An 18,028-nucleotide genomic window follows, 5' to 3' on the forward strand; every position below is an offset into this window, starting at 1 on the left:
GTCATTCGTCCTGTCTGCCTCCTGGCGACGGACGATGCAACCAACCGACGAGATGCTTTTGTTCCGCGCAGCGATCGGCTAGGCACCGACGCATGATGGCGCGTTTCGCCTTTTCCCGCCGTTTGCCTGCGGAACGCTCCTGAAGATGGCGGTCATTCGAAGCCAATGCGGCCAATGCGGCGTGGGTTGCGGCATTCGTGCGATGGTGCGCGACAATCGGGATGTACGGATCGAAGGGGATCGGATGCATCCCGCCAATGGCGGGCTGCTATGCGCCCATGGACGGGCGCTGGATCAGTCCGCGACGCTTGATGGTCGCTTGCTTCATCCGTCGGTAAACGGGCGATCGGTGGGTTGGGACCGAGCTATCGCGCATGTTGCGCGACGCCTGACCGACATCATGACGCGCTACGGGCCGGGCAGCATCGCATTTCATGTGTCGGGCGGGCTGCTGACCGAAGATTATTATGTCGTCAACAAGATGATGAAGGGCTTTCTGGGGGGCGCCCATATTCACACGTTCTGGACCGGAGAGGGCGGCTTGGGCGCGTTGCAGCGCGCCGCTTTCGGCGAGGATGTCATGCCCGCCGCCGTCGAGGATATCGAGCGTACCGACACGCTGTTGCTGTTGGGCGGGCGGACGGGGCGGGACTATCCCGTGCTGCTGGATCGGGCGATGGCGGCACGGCAGGCGCATGGTATGCATATGACTCTGCTAACCGATGATGATGCAAGCGCCTCGGTGGATGCCGATCTGCGCCTGCGCGTCAATCCCGGAAGTCTCGATCGGCTGCTCACGGGCGCGCTGCTTCATTGCCGCGCCGTTGGCGCGATCGACCAAGCGTTTATCGATCGGCACGTCAGTTTGCCGCTCAACCTTTGGCGCGATATGGCGCAAGGGCACGACATCTGGTCGATTGCGCGCGCCTGCGGTTTGCCGCCCGCGACGATCCGTGCCTTCTATGAGCAGATGGCGTCGACGGGTCGGCTGGTGACGCTATTTGGCGATCGCTGTGGTGTCCGGGCAGCCGCTGCCGTTCTCAATCTCCATCTGGCGACGGGGCGTATCGCTCGGCCGGGCGCTACGCCGTTCCCGCTTGCCGACGGCGCCAATGGCATGGGCGCGCGGGAGGTTGGATGCTTCGGGCAGAGCCTGGCTGGGCATCGTGCTTTTACGCCCGATGCCTGTGCCGATGTTGGGCGCTTTTGGAGCGCGCGCCATCTTGCCGAGGGTCCAGGGTTGGACGGTGCGGCGTTGATCGACGCCATGCACGACGGACGAATAAAGGCATTGTGGAGCATTGGCCCGGATGCGCAGGCGTCGTCGTGGCTGCGTGAGGCGCGAGCCGCCGTTCCCCTTGCGATATGCAGCGTCGATCGGACGGACGGCGTGGAGGATTTCGACATCCTGTTGCCGGCCCCGACCTGGATCGAAAAGGACGGCACATCGACCGGGAGCGACCGGCTGATCAGTCGCCAGCGATGCCTGCTCCCGCTACCGGGCGATGTGCGGCCGGACTGGTGGATAGTGACGAAGGTCGCGCAAGCGATGGGTTGGCGCGACGCCTTTCATTATGAGCGTCCTGCCGACATTTATCGCGAACATGGGCGGCTGACCGCCTATCGCAATGACGGTCAGTGGCTGCTCAACCTCAAGCGCCACGCAGCCATTTCCAATCCTGCCTATGACGAACTGACGCCATGGCGTTGGGGCGATGTTCCCTTCGACGGTGGCCATTTCCCGACCCCGGACGGACGCGCCCGCCTGCTCTGGCCGTTGGATCAGAACTGGGCGGCGATCGCCTGAAGATGGGCCAGCAAGGTGTCGCCATTGGCCGTCCAGGTGAAGCGCAGCGCCGCTTCGCGCACATTTTTTGCGGCGGGCGGGGCGTCCAGTATCGCACGAACCGCTTCGGCGATCGCTTCGGGTTCGCGCGCGACGATCCGGCCCGCTTCGGCCCGGTCCAGCAATTCGCGCGCGCCGCCGACGTCGGTGATGACGATCGGCGTGCCGCAAGCGAGGGATTCAACCCAGGCGTTGGCCAGCCCCTCCGATTCGGACGGCAGCACCATCACATCGGCGGCGGTGTAGATGCGGGGCAATTTGTGATGCGGCACCGATCCCAGGAAGCCGATGCGCCGTTCGACTCCCAATTCCTGCGCGAGGTTTTCGAGCGTGCGGCGGAACGCGCCCTGTCCAGCGAGCAACAGGGTCACGTCCGGTAGCATGGGCAACGCCCGCACCAGCAAATCCTGCCCCTTGCGCGGGATCAGCGCACCGACGCACAGCAGGACCGGGCCGCTGAAATCCAGCGCAGCCTTGGCGGCATCCCGATCACCCATTTCGAACGTATCGAGATCTACGCCGGTATAATGGACGCGAATCTTTTCGGCATCGATCCCCATCCGGGCCATCGACCGGCGCATCGCGTCAGACACGGCGAGCAGGCCCGCCGCGCCTTCAGCCGCTTGCAGAACCATCTTGCGGGTGCCGCTTTGCGTGCCCCAATAATGGATGTCGGCACCGCGGGCCTTGACCGAATAGGGGATGCCGAGCGCTTTCGACAGGCGCTGCGCCACCGGACCGTCAGGGAAGAAGAAACTGGCGTCTATCACATCGAACGGCTTTTCCGCGTGCAGTCGCCTGACCAGCGGCAGGATGGCGCGGGTCATGGCGCCGACATTGGTGCGACCGCCGAATTTGGGAATGATGGAGAAGGTCGGCCGATAGACCGTGAGTTCACGCCAGCGTTCCTTGCGCGGTAGCGCGCGCAGGGGGGCATAGCGGGCCGCGAGCGACAGCGGCCAGGGCGGCAGGCCGACTGGCGCGATCACGGTGACGTCGGCTTCGGGGCGGCTGGCGAGTTCGCGCGCCTGCCGTTCCACGAACACGCCAAAATTAGGCCGGCTGATGTCGGGAAAGAGGGTCGATAGCATGAGGACGTTGAGCGCCATGGCCTCTCTTTCGCAGAATAATGTTTAGCGCACGGTTAAGCAGCCTCGTGCCGCCTTGGCTAGAGGCGTCGGACGAGTTGCACCGCCACCGCGGCCCATGGCGGATCGGTCAGCACCAACTGGCGCGCGCCAGCACCCAGCGGGAGAAGTTGCAGGCGGTCGCCTTCCCGGCCGATCAGCCGACCGAACAGGAAACGGCCGGCTGGCCGGGGGAATAATATGTCGCGATTGAGTGCTGCGGAAAACTCTTCTGGCGCGATGCGGCGGCACCAGATCGCGTCCCCGCTGCGATAATCGCCGATGCTGGCGCTGACATGCACCCCAACCATTCCGTCGGAGGCGATTGGGGACGGAAAGGCGAGCGGCCGGGTCGGCGCGCGCGCGCCGTCGGGGCCGAGCAAGGCGGCGACCGCTATGTCGGCCTGTCCCGGCAGCGCCACCAGTTCGGCGATCGTGACGCCCAATGCCAGCGCGATCCGGTTGAGCCATTTGACCGATACGGTGCGCGTGCCTGTTTCCAGTCGTCCGATCGTCTGGGCGGTGGTCGGTGGATCGCACAGCGCGCCAACCTGTTCCAGCGTAAGCGCCTTCGCCTTGCGGACCTCGCGGATGCGGGTAATCATCTGCACCTCGAAATAGAACCTATTTGGTTTTCTCTTTCCTACAAACTATCCCACATGGCAAGGCTTTCCGTATCGATTCCCGTCAGGCAGGAGAGGCAGATGGCCGCCACCCATATCGAGCAGATGATCGAAGACCCCGAAGGACAAACCCAGGCCGTGCTGGTGCATGTCGGCGAATCGCCCCTCGCCTGGCTGCATGCGCGGGGGTTGTTGAGCGAGCGCCACTATTTGGCCGGCGATATGCTGCGCCGTGATTGGGAAAGGGCTGGATTGGGTGCGCGGGTCACCATGCGTTGGGATGCCGCGCCACGCAGCGCAAATAGCGGGGGAGGGGCGGGCGATCCCACTCTGGCGCAATTGTCGGCGCGCGAACGGTTCCACGGTGCGATCGCGGCGGCCGGGCCTGGCCTGGCCGACATATTGTGGCGTGTCGCCTGTGCGGGCGAGGGGCTGGTTGCTGCCGAAAAAGCGCTCGGCTGGCCCAGTCGGGCAGGCAAGCTGGTTCTGACGCTGGCGCTCGACAGGGTGGCCGGATGGTATCGCGTGTCGTGATGCGACGCCGACACTGATCCGCGGCCCATGCGACTCTGTCAGGCGATCATGCCCGCGCCCAATAGCAAAAGCAGTTTCACATCCATCGCATAGCCCTGTTCTCGCCAGAGGGCGATCTGGTCTGGCAGGGTGGCGATCTGCACGCGATGGACGTGGATGTCTTCACCGTCCACCCCGCCGCCTTCGCCGGTCTTCTCCAGGCCGCGCGCGCGGAACAGGGTAAAGCTTTCCGACACCATCCCAGGGGAGCTGTAATATTGCCCAAGCGATTCGAGACGGTCTGGGCGGAAGCCGGTTTCCTCCTCCAATTCGCGCGCCGCCGCGATACTGGCCTCTTCGCCTTCCTCATGATCGCCGACCAGGCCGGCGGGCAATTCGATGCAACGGCGACCCAGAGGCACGCGATATTGATCGACCAGCAGGACATGCGGGCCGTCGTCCGCCTCGTCGATCGCCAGAATGACGGCAGCGTGAATGCCGCGTGCCCGCCCGACATATTCCCACTTGCCGCGCCTCTTAGCAGTGATGAAGCGCCCCGCCCACATCACTTCTTCGGGCGCGCTGTGGTCGGGGTCGGTCATAATTCGATCAGCCTGTCGGGCAATTCGTTGATGTCGTCATCGGCGCGCGGGAAGTGGCCGGCAAGCACGACGCCGACCTGCCGCACCGCCTCGGCCAGACCCTCGCCCGCATGACCGGCGCGGATCGCCTCTATGAGCGCGGCCATCGCATCGCCCCAGGCTTCGCCCGACACCTTTTCGTTGATCGCGCGATCGGCGACGATTTCGGCGCGATGCTCATCGAGCGACAGATATATAAGCACGCCGGTGCGCCCATGCGTGCGCGCTTCGGCGGCGGTGCGGAACAGCAAGATGGCGCGCCGCCGCACCCGCCGCGCCTTGGTCGCGCGCGGGGTCATGACCATGCGGAGCGGCATGATCGCCAACAGATAGCGCACGACCAGGAATTTGAGGGTGAGGATGCCAAGTAACCCCGTCAGCAGCTTCCAGTCGGCCAGTTCATGTTCCCAGTCGAGCAGCAGCGCGGACAGGAAGGCGCGTAGAGGCGCGGGGAAGGCGGCTATCACCGCCAGCGCGATGAATATGGCCGCTGCTGCCCAGCTCAGGCCGACGTCATGATAGCTGTCGGATCGCCGCGCGACGATGGTCATGATTTCGCCCGACGTATGCGCTTCCGCGCTCGCCACGGCGGCCGAAACAAGGTCATGGTCGGCTTTGGTCAAATGAAGCTGCATCACCAGTCCCCCGATGCGCCGCCGCCGCCGAAGCTGCCGCCGCCCGAAAAGCCGCCACCGCCGTCGCCGCCGCTCCAACCGGAGCCACCGCCTGATCCCCAGCCTGAATTGCCCGCACTTGGCCCCCAGAGAATGATGGGCGCGCTTCCGCCGACGCGAGCATAACGCTTCCCGCCGCGAGCGCGCGACAGGAGGGGAAGGGCGACGAAGAAGATGATGAACAATATGATCCAGAAGCCGATGATCGCGCCGCCCTCGTCATCCTGTTTTCGGGCATCCGCCTCGGCGGCGGCGGCGCGCGCCTTGGCCTGATCCGGTGGCAGGGCCAGCAGGCCAGAGATCTGATCGACCCCTGCATCGATACCGCCCGGCATGTCCCCAGCCTTGAAACGCGGGGCGATGGCGTTGCGAACGATCTGCGAGGACAGCGCGTCGGTCAGCACGCCCTCCAGGCCATAGCCGACCTCGATCCGTATCTTGCGCTCGGCCGGCGCGACGATCAGCAGCGCGCCGTTGCTGTCCTTGTCGCCGATGCCCCAGGCGCGACCCAGGCGATAGCCATAGTCGGCTATGTCATAGCCCTGAAGATCGGGAATCGTCGCCACGACGAGCGAGCGGCCGCTCGCCTTTTTCTGCGCGATCAATTTCTGACTGAGCGCCTGTTCCTGCGCCGGGTCGAGCAGGTTCGCGGCATCGACCACGCCCTTGTCATCGAAGGTGGGAAAGCTCTGCGCCCACGCCGCCGGCGCGAGCGCCAGCAGCGTGAGGATCAGGACCAGGCGGCGAAGCATCCGATCAGTTGCCGAAGTCGACCTTCGGCGCCTCCTCCGCGCCCGGCGTAGTGGCCTGGAACGGGGTCATGGGCTTCGCGCCATGGATCAGCTTGGCGCCGATCGCGTCGGGGAAGGTGCGGATGCGGGTATTATAGGCCTGCACCGCGCCATTATAGTCGCGAATGGCTACGGCGATGCGGTTTTCCGTGCCTTCCAACTGGGACTGAAGTTGCAGGAAATTCTCGTTGGTCTTCAACTCAGGATAAGCCTCGACCGTGGCCAGCAGACGTCCCAATCCCTGGCTCAACTGCGCTTGGGCCGCCTGGAATTGCGCGACCTTGGCTGGGTCGGACAGATCGTCGGCGCTCACCTGCACCGACGACGCCTTGGCGCGGGCTTCGGTGACGGCGGTCAGCGTCGCCTGTTCCTGCTTGCCCGCCGCCTTCACCGTCGCGACAAGATTGCCGGTTAGATTGGCGCGGCGCTGATATTGCGCCTGGACGTCGGCCCATTTGGCCTTCGCCTCTTCTTCGGCGGTGGGAACGCTGTTGATGCCGCAGGCGGACAGGGCAAGCGCCCCGAACAGCGGCAGCAGAATTTTAGAGAAGCGGCGCAGGAGCGTCATGGAACATCCTCGGCTTTTTGTTTCGCTTGTGGAAATAGGGCGTTGTCCTTAACGGCGCAACGGGCCATCCTGATATTATCATATATAAGGCAAGGAGTTCCCGATGGGGCTGATTTCCGAATTCAAGACCTTCATCAACCGCGGCAATGTGATGGATCTGGCCGTCGGTGTGATTATCGGCGGCGCCTTCGCCACCATCACCAAGTCGCTGACCGACGATCTCATCATGCCGGTGGTCGGCTATATCTTCGGCGGCGCCGACTTTTCGGGCTATTTCGTGCGGCTGGGCGAATTGCCCGCAGGCTTCAAGGGCAATCCCGAAAGCTATACCGACCTGAAAGCGGCGGGCGTCGCGATGTTCGGCTGGGGGCAGTTCCTGACCGTGCTGGTCAATTTCATCATCCTGGCTTTCATCATTTTCCTGCTGGTCAAGGCGATGAACAAGCTGACGACCAAGCCGGAGCCGGAAGCCGCCGCACCCGCGCCGACGCCGGAGGATGTCCTGTTGCTGCGCGAAATCCGGGATTCGCTTAAAAAATAATCGTTTTTGCGACGAAACGAGGCGTCTATGGGAACCATCGCGTCGGCGGCCGGTTGATCGGCGTCAGGGTTTCAGGTGGCTTCGCACCATCTGTACCTGTGCCGAATGACGTCAGCCCCTGGGGGCGCAAACAGGAGAACACGCCGTGAAAACTTTCGTCACAGTCCTTGGCCTTGCCAGCCTTGTCGCGCTCGCCGCGTGCGATTCCGCGAAGGAAAATAAGGTCGAGAATGCTTACGAGAATCAGGCGGACGCACTCGACAACCAGGCCGACAACATGGAAGCCATGGCCGACAATCTGACCGGCAATGCCGAAAGCGCGGCTGAAAATGCTGCCGACGCGCTGGAGAACAAGGCCGACGCCACCCGCGAAGCGGGCGACAAGGCTGAGGATGCCGTAGAAAAGCAGCAATAAGCAGCAGGTCTAGATTATCGGATTTTTGCGATTTCCGTGTTTTCAGATGGTATCATCCGATTGGAAATCACTCTAGCCGAGCCGACAAGGGCGTCGCGTCTGTGCGCGACGCCCTTTTTGCGCGTAATCCTTGCGCGTTTCGTTGCCCCTTTAACGCCCCTTTAACCACGCCCCGCCATGGTGCCCGTGCGCGCATCCGTGGGGCCGATTGGGAATGGACGAACTACTTCAGGAATTCATATCCGAGACGCAGGAAACGCTGGAGGCTCTCGCAGGCGAAGTGGTCGCCTGGGAAGCCGACCCATCGGACCGGGACCGGCTGGATGCCATTTTCCGCTTTTTCCACACGGTAAAGGGCAGCTGCGGCTTCCTCAATCTGCCGCGTTTCGAGCGATTGAGCCACGCGGCCGAGGATGTGCTGTCCGAAATTCGCGCGGGTAAGCGCGGGGCGGACCCTGCGACTGTCAGCGCCGTGCTGGGCATCATGGACCGGATCGGCGAACTGACCGAGGCGGTGGCCATCGGGGCGGCCCTGCCCAGCGAGAATGACGATTTTCTGATCGGCGCTCTGAGCATTTCGTCCGCCGATGTCGCTGAACCGGCGGTCCAGGCGGTGGCCGCCTCGGTCGCGGTGGCTCGCCAGGGCGGAGTGCAATCGGGGCCGCGGACGATCCGCCTGCCGCTCAGCCTGATCGATCAATTGATGAACGGCGTGTCGGACATGGTGCTGGCGCGCAATGAATTGTCGCGCAAGCTGCGCGAACGATCCGCCGATCCTGAATTGGACAATGTGTTCGAACGCCTGTCGACCTGCGTGGCCGACATGCGCGATGTGATATCCAAAACGCGGATGCAGCGGGTGGATCGCCTGTTCGCCGCCATTCCGCGCATGGTGCGCGATCTTGGCCGCGATCTTGGCAAGCGCATCGACCTGACGTTGGAAGGCGGCGATGTCGAAATGGACCGCGAGATGGTGGAGATGGTCGTCGACCCGCTCACTCATATCGTGCGCAACAGCATCGATCATGGCATCGAGACGCCGGAAAAGCGCCGCGCCGCCGGCAAGCCGGACGCTGGCCGATTGCGGCTGGAGGCGCGCCAGTCGGGCAACCAGATCGTCATCGCGATCGCCGACGACGGGGCGGGCATCGATACGGCGCGTCTGGTGGACAAGGCGATCGCCGCAGGCCGGTTGACCCCGGAGGCGGCCAAGCGTCTGTCCGAAGAGGACAGGCTCGACCTCATTTTCCAGGCTGGCCTGTCGACCGCCAATCAGGTGACTGCGATTTCAGGCCGCGGCGTCGGCATGGATGTGGTGCGCGCCAATGTGGAGCGTATCGGCGGGGTTATCGCGCTCGACAATCATCCGGGGCAGGGGCTGTGCATCACGCTGCGCGTGCCGTTGACCCTGACCATCATTCCGGGGCTCATCGTCCGGGCCGGCGGCCAGCATTTTGCGATTCCGCGTTCGGCCGTGGTCGAAATCCTGCACGACAATAATGAGACGCTGTACATCAGCGAAGTCGGCGGCGCGAAGATCGCGACGATCCGTGCGATCCGTCATTCGATGGTCGATCTGGAGGATGTGCTGGGCATGGAAAAGCCGGTGCAGCAGGGACCGCGCGCCATCATGGTGGTGCGATCGGCAACCGGCGTGCCCTTCGCCATGGGCGTATCGGCGGTCGACAATCATGAGGAACTGGTGATTCGCCCGGCTTCTCCGCTGGTGATGGCTACGGGGGTCTATGCTGGCATGACTCTGCCTGACAATGGCAAGCCGATGCTGTTGCTCGACGCGGCGGGTCTGGCCAATGCGGCGCGCCTGCCCAACATTATCGATGATCGCGCGGCGCGGCAGCAGGGTCAGGAAGCGGACGCACAAGCCGGCGTCGAAATGGTCGCGGCGCTGCGTTTCGAGGAGTTGTCGGGCGAACGCCGCCTATTAAAATTATCGTTGATCGAACGGGTGGAAGATATCGACGCGGGCCTGTTTGGCCGGTCGGGTGGCCGCGCCTTCGTGCGGCTCGACGAGCGATTGGTGCCCGTCGCCAACGGACTGTCGCAGTTCGATCGGGCCAAGGTGTCCGCGCTGCGTTTACGCGACGATCGGCGAGAGGCTTGCTATCCGGTGGCGGCCGTACTGGACATCGTCCAGATGCCGGCCGTCCCCGACATGGTGGCGATGCATGGTATGTTGAGCGGTGTCGCCGTGGTCGATGGCGAGCATCTGGAAGTCATCAATCCGTTCGCGCTTTTCGCCGGACTTCCCGAAGAAGCGCTGGTCGAACGTGCGCGGGGACGGTGCGTGCTGGCCGACAGTGGCGATGGCTGGACGCGCGAGATATTGGCACCCTTGCTGCGCCAGGCGGGGCATGAGGTGGTTTTGGGCCTGCCCGGCGACTGCGCCGTCGATCCTGACGACGTGGTGCTATGTACGGAAGCGGACGCCGCGCAGGCGGCGGAAATCATGGGATGCCGTGTCGTGCATCTGCGCGCCTCGCCTCGTCCGACCGGGCCACAGGACGGCAGTATTTATCGCTATGACCAAGATGCGCTGATGGCGGCGATCGCCGGTCGGCGGGCATAAGGAACGCGGCCATGGATCAGCTCTATCTTCTCGCGACGCTGGCCGACACGCGAATTGCGGTCGAAACCGGCGAGGTCGAGGCGGTCGTTCGCCTGACCGACATATCCCCCGTCCCCGGCATGGGCGCGCATGTGGCCGGCCTGTCCGCGCTGCGGAGCCGGGTGCTCACTATCATCGATGTCGCTGCGCTGATCCATGGTCGGGCGACGCCGGCGGCGCGGCGCGGCCTGGCCATCATCGCCAATATCAGCGGCCACAGCTATGGCCTGATGGTGGATGGCGTGTCCGATATCTGTCGCGTGCCGGAAGGGGAACTGCCGTTGCGCGGTCAACTCGATCCGGCCTGGGCGCCCTATGCCCGCGCTCTGGTTGAACATGATGGCCATCCCTGGCTCCTGGTGTCGCTGGCTGCGTTCATCGAGGGCGGGGCGCTCGCGCAGGCGGCGTAAAATATGCCCGGCTCGTTTACCAAATACTTGGCTTTGCCGGTTAAGCCCGCTGAAACGGGACGCAAAAACCTAAGGGACGCTTCATGAAGAATTGCCTGGTCGTCGACGATTCAAAGGTCATCCGCAAGGTTGCCCGTCATATTCTGGAATCCCTGGACCTGACGGTCAGCGAGGCGGTGGACGGGCAGGACGCGCTCACCCAGTGCGAAGCCTCTCCGCCCGATGTGGTGCTGCTCGACTGGAACATGCCAATCATGAGCGGGATGGAATTCCTGCAGGCGCTTTCCACCGCCAAAATGGCGGCGCGACCCAAGATCATCTTCTGCACCACGGAAAACGGGATCAGCCATATCAAGGCGGCGGTCGAGGCCGGCGCCGACGAATATGTCATGAAGCCGTTCGATCGGGAGACATTGGAAAGCAAGCTGGCGATCGTCGGGGTGATCTAGCGGCGCCTGCCCGCTGACCCATGAGTGCCCGATTTCCATCTGATCCTTCCGCGCAGAAAGCCCATGATGAACGCGATCATGCCGATACCATCCAGCCGCATCAGTGAACAACATGCCGTTCGCACGTTGGTTGTGGATGATTCGGTAGTCGTGCGGACGGTCATCGAACGCATTCTCAATGGCGATTCAAGCTATAGCGTGGTGCACAAGACGAACAGCGCCGAACATGCGCTGGGCTATCTGGCCGAACATGCGGTGGATCTGGTGCTGCTCGACATTGAATTGCCGGGCCAGAGCGGCTTGGCTGCCTTGCCGCAGATACTGCGGGCCAATCCGGCCGTGAAGGTCGCGATCCTGTCAGGCAAATGCGAGGAAGGCAGCGCCGCCGCGATCGAGGCGCTGGCGCTGGGCGCCAGCGACATCGTGTCCAAGCCCGGCAGCGGCAGCTTTGGCGAACAATTCCCCCAGGCATTGATCGACCGGTTGAACCGGTTGTTTGGCGATCGACCGGTGGCTCCGCCCTTGCCGCGTCTCACCAGTTCTCCGCCCATTAACCCGGCCGCCGCGCCGCTTGCCTGTATCGGCATTGGGGCATCGACCGGCGGCATCCATGCCCTGGGCCAGCTGTTTCAGGGATTGGCCGCGCCGCTGGGCGTGCCGTTGCTGTTGACTCAGCATCTCCCCGCCAGCTTCACCGTCTATTTCGCGCAGCAACTGTCGCGCATGACCAGCCTGCGGGTGAAGGTCGCGGAAACCGGCGATCTGCTGATGCCCGATATCGTTTATGTCGCGCCCGGCGACGCGAATATCCAATTGCGGCGCGGCCTACATGGTCGAGCCATGATCATCCTCAATCCTGAACGCACGCCAACCGGCAACCTGCCCGGCGTCGATCCGATGTTCGCCAGCATGGCGGAGGTTTACGGTGCCGGTGCGGCCGGGATCGTTCTGACCGGCATGGGGCGCGATGGTACGCTGGGCGCGCGCGAGATTGTCGCGGCTGGTGGCTGGATCATCGCCCAGGACGAGGCGAGCAGCGTCGTATGGGGTATGCCGGGATCGGTCGCGGGAGCGGGGCTCACCTGCGCAGTCATGGAGCCGCTGGCGATGATGCATTTTGTCGCGCGTCGCGGGAAGGTCACCGCCTGATGCCGTTGCCACCAGCCGGAGCCGCCATTTTCCAGGGCGCCGCGCGGATACTCTCCGGGCTTCTGGAGGCGCGAACAGGCCAGATATTGTCGGAAGGCCGGGCATGGCGGATGGAGACCGCCCTGCGGCCGATTCTGCGCGCGCATGGGTTGCAGGATATCGACGATCTGGCCGCGATGCTGTTGCGCAAGCGCGACCCGCGCCTGGACGAGGATGTGGTCAATGCGCTGCTCAACAATGAAAGCAGCTTCTTCCGCGACCTCCAGATTTTCGACATGATCCATCGCCAGATACTGCCGCGTATCCAGGAGGATCGGCAGGATCGCACATTGCGGATCTGGAGCGCGGGCTGCTCGACCGGACAGGAGGCTTATTCGCTGGCGATCCGCCTGCGTAACGACACGGCGCGCTGGCAGGGGTGGCGCATCGAGATATTGGCGACGGATATTTCCACGGCCGCGATCGAACAGGCGCGCGCCGGCATCTTTTCGCAGATGGACGTGCAACGCGGTCTGGCTGTCGGCGACCTCATCAAATGGTTCGAACCGCATGGCGAGGATTGGCGCGCCAGCCCCGATCTGCGCCGGATGATCGATTTTCGGCATGACAATCTGTTCGATCCGCGCGCGCCATCGGGCGAATATGACTTGCTGCTGTGCCGCAATGTCTTGCTCTACTTCACGCCGGAACGGCGCGGGGACGTGTTGCGCCTGCTGGCCCGACACAGCCATGCCGGGTCGGTCCTGCTGCTGGGCGCGGGGGAGACGGTGATCGGGCAAGGCGACGATTTCCTGTCCCATCCCGAATTTCGCGGCGGCTATGCCCGCAAGGCGCTAACGCCCAATTGCGCCGGTGGGCCGATGCGCCGGACGGGCTGACGCGGCTTCGCTCATATTAACCCTGCTTGATTGCCGGGCCGGTCTAAGTCATTGTCGCGTTCAGGGCGCCAAAGAGGCGCGCCGGAAGGGTGCGATGATCGAGCAGCTGCAAGTGACTGGCCTTTCCCGATGACCGACATGCCGATGATCGAAACGCCGTCGCCCAATTTCGACGAGCGCAGCCTGCCCATCTCCATGTTGGTGCTGCACTATACCGGTATGCCCGATGCGGCGAGCGCCATCAATTGGCTGGCCAATCCCGAATCGAAAGTATCGGCCCATTATGTCGTGACGGAGGACGGGCAGATCATCCGCATGGTTGATGAAGCCAAGCGCGCTTGGCACGCGGGTCGATCGCACTGGCGCGGCGTTGATGACGTCAATTCTGCGAGTATCGGCATAGAGATTGTCAATCCGGGGCATGAATGGGGCTATCGGCCTTTCCCGGAAACGCAGATGGGATCGCTGATCCCGCTGGTCCATCAAATCGTTCAGCGCCATCGCATCACCCGCGGCAACATCGTGGGCCACAGCGACATCGCGCCCGCGCGCAAGCAGGATCCCGGCGAACTTTTTCCTTGGGGGCAACTTGCGCGCCTGCGCCTGGCCCTGCCGCGGCCCACCAAGAATCTGATGGACCCGCACTGGACCGACGGCGGCTTCATGCTGGCGCTTGAGCGCTTCGGTTATGACATTGCCGATCCGCAGGCGGCGGTGGTGGCTTTCCAGCGTCGTTTCCGTCCCGAACTGATCGACGGCGTGGTCGACGGCGAATGTCGCGCCATCCTGCTGGCGCTGCTGCTGCCCAAACCGCGCGGCGATGAATAAGCGGGATGACGAAGCCGGAAAATAGGTCTAAGGCCCGTTTCGCCAGAGGGCCGGGCGGCCGCGGCGTGGCGGGTAACCGCCACGGCGAGGAAAGTCCGGGCTCCACGAAATAACGGTGCCGGTTAACGACCGGCTGGAGTGATCCAAGGGACAGTGCAACAGAAAGCAGGTCGCTACAGCTTCGGCTAAGCGAAATTGAAAGGGTGCGGTAAGAGCGCACCGCGTCTGCGGCAACGCAAGGCGGCACGGTAAACCCCACCGGGAGCAAGACCGAATAGGGGCGGCGCGCGGCTTGACCGCTAGGCCTGTTTCGGCCGAGACCGTCCGGGTTGGTTGCTTGAGGAGCGGAGCAATCCGTTCCCTAGAGGAATGGTCGCCTATCCTTGGAAACAGGGTGGACAGAACCCGGCTTACAGGCCCTCTGGCATTTTCCTGTTCGAAATCCCCAGGCGGGGTAGCGTTTCTCCCGCTTATTCCCTAATTCGGCAATATGGCACGACACAGCCGATCCAATGACTGGGGATTTCCGCGATGGCGCGCCTATGGCGCGGCGCGTGAAGCGCAGCGCGTGCGCATGTGCGATCGCTTCGGTTGCGACAAGCCAGGCGACTGCCCTGCGCCCAAATCGCCCAACAGCCCGGAGCGCTGGTATTTCTGCGCTGACCATGCCGGCGAGTATAATCGTAATTGGGATTATTTTCAGGGGTTGGACGAGGAAGAGCGGGCGGCCCGCGAGAAGACAGAGCGGCGGGCGGCGGGCGGTTACCAGTCAAGCGCCTATCATGGCTGGGGCGGGCCGGGCGATGGGAGCCGATCCCGCGACGAACTTCATGCGCTTAAGGCATTGGAGCTGGAAGACGACGCCGGTTTCGAGGATGTGAAGAAGAACTGGCGGCGGCTCGCCAAAGCCTATCATCCTGATGTGAAGCCTGGAGACAGCGACGCGGCGGTCCGGTTCCAGGCGATCCAAGCCGCTTACGAGGTGCTGCGTGCGGCCGAAGAGCGTCGGACCTGGAAACCGCGCGGAGCGGAGGCTTGAAGGATCAGGTCCGGTCGAATTGGTCCAATGTGGCGCTGGTCTGCCGCAAATGTTCCAAGAAGCTGGACGGTGGCTTCGGTCCGGTGGGGGCGAACGACTGGCCAAGGCGCTACGCAAGCATCTGTCCTTGAAGACGGGGCGCAAGGCGGCGGCAGGCGTGCTTGAGGTGAAATGCCTGGGCATATGTCCCAAGGGCGCCGTGACCGTGGTGGATGGTGCGGCAAGCCGCGAATGGTTGTTGGTCCGGCCGGGCGCCGACCTGGATGAACTGGCGGAAACTCTGGGTTTGAACGCGTCCGAACATCCTTAACATTTTCCTTACCAATATATCCTATTCGGGTGGAATGAAGCTGGTTGCCCCCTATCGCTGCATCCTGCCCTTGGCGGGGCAATGCGGCCTGATCCTGTTTGGTCTTCTGGGGCTATATGCTGTTCCGCCGACGAGCGGCCGGATGGTCCTGCTGCCATTGACCGACGGGGCAAGGCGCGCGCTAGCGTCCATCGCTATCGCCAATGGCGCCAGGCTGGTCGCGAAAGGCCCTTGGACAGGCTCCTTGCTGGTCGAAGGCAGGCGGGGCGAACTGGCCCCTGCGCTGCTGCGCCGCGGAATAGTCGCCTTGTCGACGCAAATGAGCGGTTGCGGAGCACCGGCTCGGTGAGCGCGATGACCAGCCTGGATCGATTGCGACTGCAGGGGCTGCGCATTCTCCTGTTCGCCAACTGGATCTGGACCGTGGCGATCGGCCTCGCGGGCCTGTTGCTAGGGGGGGAACATAGTGGCCGCGCGCTGTTCCTGTCCGCACTGGTCAATGCGCTGCCGACCATCCGCGTGATGCGGGAGCGGCGCGACCTCGAAGCGCGTCTGGCCATGGGTACGCTGGCCGCCGTGCAACCGGCGATCGGGCTGTATCTGCTGTCTGGCTATGGCTGGCAGATGGACGGCCATATGTTCTTCTTCGTGGCGCTGGCGGGGTTGGCGCTGCTCTACGACTGGCAGCCGATCCTGCTGGCGGCTTCGCTTACGGCTGCCCATCATCTGGCGCTCAGCCTGTTCCTGCCGACCTGGGTATTTCCGGACAATGCCAATATCGGTCGCGTCACGATCCACGGCGTGGCGGTCGTGCTGCAAGCGGCCATATTATGCTACCTGACCGTTCGGTTGCGCGCGATGCTGCTGGCTCTAGACGGGCATGTGGCGCAGGCCGGGCAATTGGCCCAGCAAGCCGAAAAGGGGCGTCATGCTGCGGAAGCGGCGATGACGGCGCGCAGCGAGTTGGAGACACGCGCTGCGCATCTGCGCGAACAGCAAGAGGCGGAAAAGGCCCGCATGGCTACGGATCGGCGGGCGGCCACGCTGACGCTGGTCGGAGATTTCCGCCATTCAGTGGCGGAAATCGTGGGCGCGGTTGGTGCTGCTGCCCAAGAACTTGACGATTCGGCCCGGCAACTCAATCAATTGGCCCAGCGTGCGAGCGAGGGCACCGCAGAGACGGTGGCGATCGCCGAACAATCTTCCGCCAATGCGACCATGCTGGCCCGACGGATCGACCAGTTGTCGGAATCGATCACCGCCATCGCATCCGCCTCGCACCAGCAGGCGATGCTGGGCGGCGAAGCGCAGCGCGTATCGACTAAAGGGCATCAGGCCGTGCACGATCTGGAGGATCGCACCACATCGATCACTAGTTTCGCCAATTCCATCACGGATATTGCCGCGCGCACCAATCTTTTGGCGCTCAACGCCACGATCGAAGCCGCGCGTGCCGGGGAGGTCGGCCGCGGTTTCGCCGTAGTGGCCGGAGAAGTGAAGCAATTGGCGGGTCAGGCCGCCAACGCGACCGGCGAAATTCACGCTCTGGCTTGGTCCGCCCGTGAGGGGGCTGGCGTCGCGCGCGAGGCGCTGTCCGACGTCGCCGGCGCCGTCGAACAACTGGCGGACGCGGCGGAGGACATCCAGCGGGCGGTCGTCGATCAGCGCGATGCGACCAGCGCTATCGGTGAATCGGCGCGTGATACGGCGCAGGACGCCGCCATCATGACGCGGCAGATGGAAGGGGTGGCCGATGTCGCGCGCGACACGGAAAGCCTGTCGGGGCGCGTTTCCAGCGCCGCATCGAGTTTGTCGCAAACGGCCAAAGCGTTGCAGCGAGCGGCGGAACAATTTGTCGCGCAGTTGGAAGCGGCCTGACCAGATCGCTCCAGCCACACGCCGCATAAAAAAGGGGGACCGGTCATGCGACCGCCCCCCCTTTTTTTCAATCAGCCTGGCTGGTCGGCGCGGTCGGCGCCTTCGCCGTCCAGGTTCAACGCTGCGAAGTCCCAGTTGATCGCTTCCTTGAGGATGCGATCGGCATAGCTGGGGCGCAGGTTGCGATAGTCGATATAATAGGCATGTTCCCACACATCGACGATCAGCAGCGGCGCATGGCCTTCATGGGCGACAGGGGTGTCGGCGTCATGATAGCTGGTCACTTCCAGTTTGCCGTCCTTGAGGACCAGTGCGGCCCAGCCGCTGGCGAAATGGCCGACGGCCTCCGCCTTCAGCTTTTCGATCAGCGCATCGACCGAGCCGAAGGCGTCTTCGATCTTGGCCAGCAGTTCGCCGGTCGGCGCGGTCTTGGTCGGCGAGAGCGACTGCCAGTAGAATGTGTGGTTCCAGATCTGGCCGACCTGGTTGAACAGGCCGCCCTTGGCCGACTTGATCAGTTCGACCAGCGACTTGCCCTGAAGGCTGGCGTCGGCGGCGACCAGTTCATTGGCCTTTACCACATAGGCGTTGTGATGCTTGCCATGGTGGAAATCGAAGGTTTCGACGGACAGGATGTCGCCAAAAGCATCCTTGGCATAGGGCAGGTCGGGCAGAACAAAAGCCATGGCGGAACTCCTCGGGTTCGTTATGGGGCGGCCGCA

At 63.7% G+C, this 18,028-nt stretch carries 19 protein-coding genes, 1 other RNA gene and 1 pseudogene; 14 read left to right on the top strand and 7 right to left on the bottom strand.

The window, feature by feature from the left end; genetic code table 11:
* Positions 1–145 precede the first annotated feature (145 nt).
* Positions 146–1,807, top strand: a complete 1,662-nt coding sequence (locus tag sphantq_RS13550; protein ID WP_272798738.1) for a molybdopterin oxidoreductase family protein — start codon at positions 146–148, stop codon at positions 1,805–1,807.
* Here the strand turns inward: sphantq_RS13550 and sphantq_RS13555 are convergent.
* Complete coding sequence (locus sphantq_RS13555) at positions 1,783–2,955, bottom strand: glycosyltransferase (protein ID WP_066600451.1); 1,173 nt, start codon at positions 2,953–2,955, stop codon at positions 1,783–1,785. The two genes, sphantq_RS13550 and sphantq_RS13555, sit on opposite strands and share 25 nt — an antisense overlap.
* A gap of 59 nt (positions 2,956–3,014) precedes the next feature.
* Positions 3,015–3,578 (bottom strand): helix-turn-helix domain-containing protein, encoded by a 564-nt coding sequence (locus tag sphantq_RS13560; protein ID WP_272798739.1) that lies wholly within the window; start codon positions 3,576–3,578, stop codon positions 3,015–3,017.
* 99 nt (positions 3,579–3,677) lie between these two features.
* Between sphantq_RS13560 and sphantq_RS13565 the strand changes: the two genes are divergently transcribed.
* Complete coding sequence (locus sphantq_RS13565) at positions 3,678–4,130, top strand: DUF6456 domain-containing protein (RefSeq protein ID WP_066600456.1); 453 nt, start codon at positions 3,678–3,680, stop codon at positions 4,128–4,130.
* Positions 4,131–4,168: 38 nt separating this feature from the next.
* On the opposite strand, the gene sphantq_RS13570 is transcribed toward sphantq_RS13565, so the two are convergent.
* The 4 genes from sphantq_RS13570 to sphantq_RS13585 are packed head-to-tail and all read right to left on the bottom strand — an operon-like array spanning position 4,169 to position 6,783.
* Positions 4,169–4,711 carry an NUDIX hydrolase gene (locus sphantq_RS13570; protein ID WP_066600459.1) on the bottom strand — a complete coding sequence of 181 codons (543 nt, stop codon included), beginning with the start codon at positions 4,709–4,711 and terminating at the stop codon, positions 4,169–4,171.
* Positions 4,708–5,385, bottom strand: a complete 678-nt coding sequence (locus tag sphantq_RS13575; protein WP_272798740.1) for a TPM domain-containing protein — start codon at positions 5,383–5,385, stop codon at positions 4,708–4,710. The genes sphantq_RS13570 and sphantq_RS13575 overlap by 4 nt, the downstream gene beginning before the upstream one ends.
* Complete coding sequence (locus tag sphantq_RS13580) at positions 5,385–6,176, bottom strand: TPM domain-containing protein (RefSeq protein ID WP_272798741.1); 792 nt, start codon at positions 6,174–6,176, stop codon at positions 5,385–5,387. The genes sphantq_RS13575 and sphantq_RS13580 overlap by 1 nt, the downstream gene beginning before the upstream one ends.
* Positions 6,177–6,180: 4 nt before the next feature.
* Complete coding sequence (locus sphantq_RS13585; protein ID WP_066600465.1) at positions 6,181–6,783, bottom strand: LemA family protein; 603 nt, start codon at positions 6,781–6,783, stop codon at positions 6,181–6,183.
* 103 nt (positions 6,784–6,886) lie between these two features.
* Here sphantq_RS13585 and mscL point away from each other — a divergent pair, with 103 nt between their 5' ends.
* From mscL to sphantq_RS13645, 12 genes and pseudogenes are all read left to right on the top strand, one after another.
* The gene (gene mscL / locus sphantq_RS13590) at positions 6,887–7,324 is read left to right on the top strand and encodes a large conductance mechanosensitive channel protein MscL (protein WP_066600467.1); all 438 of its coding nucleotides are present in this window, start codon (positions 6,887–6,889) and stop codon (positions 7,322–7,324) included.
* Between the two features lie 145 nt (positions 7,325–7,469).
* Positions 7,470–7,739, top strand: a complete 270-nt coding sequence (locus sphantq_RS13595) for a hypothetical protein (protein WP_066600470.1) — start codon at positions 7,470–7,472, stop codon at positions 7,737–7,739.
* Positions 7,740–7,953: 214 nt separating this feature from the next.
* Positions 7,954–10,326, top strand: a complete 2,373-nt coding sequence (locus tag sphantq_RS13600) for a chemotaxis protein CheA (protein WP_066600472.1) — start codon at positions 7,954–7,956, stop codon at positions 10,324–10,326.
* Between the two features lie 11 nt (positions 10,327–10,337).
* The gene (locus tag sphantq_RS13605) at positions 10,338–10,775 is read left to right on the top strand and encodes a chemotaxis protein CheW (protein WP_066600474.1); all 438 of its coding nucleotides are present in this window, start codon (positions 10,338–10,340) and stop codon (positions 10,773–10,775) included.
* An 83-nt stretch (positions 10,776–10,858) separates the two neighbouring features.
* On the top strand, positions 10,859–11,224 hold the full coding sequence (locus tag sphantq_RS13610; protein WP_066600476.1) for a response regulator: 366 nt from the start codon (positions 10,859–10,861) through the stop codon (positions 11,222–11,224).
* Positions 11,225–11,290: 66 nt separating this feature from the next.
* Positions 11,291–12,373, top strand: coding sequence for a chemotaxis protein CheB (locus sphantq_RS13615; protein ID WP_066604921.1), 1,083 nt, complete (start codon positions 11,291–11,293; stop codon positions 12,371–12,373).
* Positions 12,373–13,251 (top strand): CheR family methyltransferase, encoded by an 879-nt coding sequence (locus sphantq_RS13620; RefSeq protein ID WP_066600478.1) that lies wholly within the window; start codon positions 12,373–12,375, stop codon positions 13,249–13,251. Before sphantq_RS13615 ends, sphantq_RS13620 begins: the two co-directional genes overlap by 1 nt.
* Positions 13,252–13,380: 129 nt before the next feature.
* Positions 13,381–14,079: an N-acetylmuramoyl-L-alanine amidase gene (locus sphantq_RS13625; RefSeq protein ID WP_066600480.1), complete on the top strand. Its 699-nt coding sequence runs from the start codon at positions 13,381–13,383 to the stop codon at positions 14,077–14,079.
* 42 nt (positions 14,080–14,121) lie between these two features.
* An RNA gene (gene rnpB / locus sphantq_RS13630) (RNase P RNA component class A) lies at positions 14,122–14,508 on the top strand.
* A 61-nt stretch (positions 14,509–14,569) separates the two neighbouring features.
* Positions 14,570–15,118 carry a J domain-containing protein gene (locus sphantq_RS13635; protein WP_066600483.1) on the top strand — a complete coding sequence of 183 codons (549 nt, stop codon included), beginning with the start codon at positions 14,570–14,572 and terminating at the stop codon, positions 15,116–15,118.
* Positions 15,091–15,428 (top strand): annotated as a pseudogene (locus sphantq_RS13640) ((2Fe-2S) ferredoxin domain-containing protein). Before sphantq_RS13635 ends, sphantq_RS13640 begins: the two are co-directional and overlap by 28 nt.
* Before the next feature lie 354 nt (positions 15,429–15,782).
* Entirely contained in the window at positions 15,783–17,306 is a 1,524-nt protein-coding gene (locus sphantq_RS13645; protein ID WP_272798742.1) for a methyl-accepting chemotaxis protein, read from the top strand.
* 71 nt (positions 17,307–17,377) lie between these two features.
* Here the strand turns inward: sphantq_RS13645 and sphantq_RS13650 are convergent, their stop codons facing one another.
* Positions 17,378–17,992 (bottom strand): superoxide dismutase, encoded by a 615-nt coding sequence (locus tag sphantq_RS13650; protein ID WP_272798743.1) that lies wholly within the window; start codon positions 17,990–17,992, stop codon positions 17,378–17,380.
* Between the last annotated feature and the right edge of the window lie 36 nt (positions 17,993–18,028).

This window comes from Sphingobium sp. AntQ-1, assembly GCF_028538045.1.
GTDB classification, from domain to species: domain Bacteria; phylum Pseudomonadota; class Alphaproteobacteria; order Sphingomonadales; family Sphingomonadaceae; genus Sphingobium; species Sphingobium cupriresistens.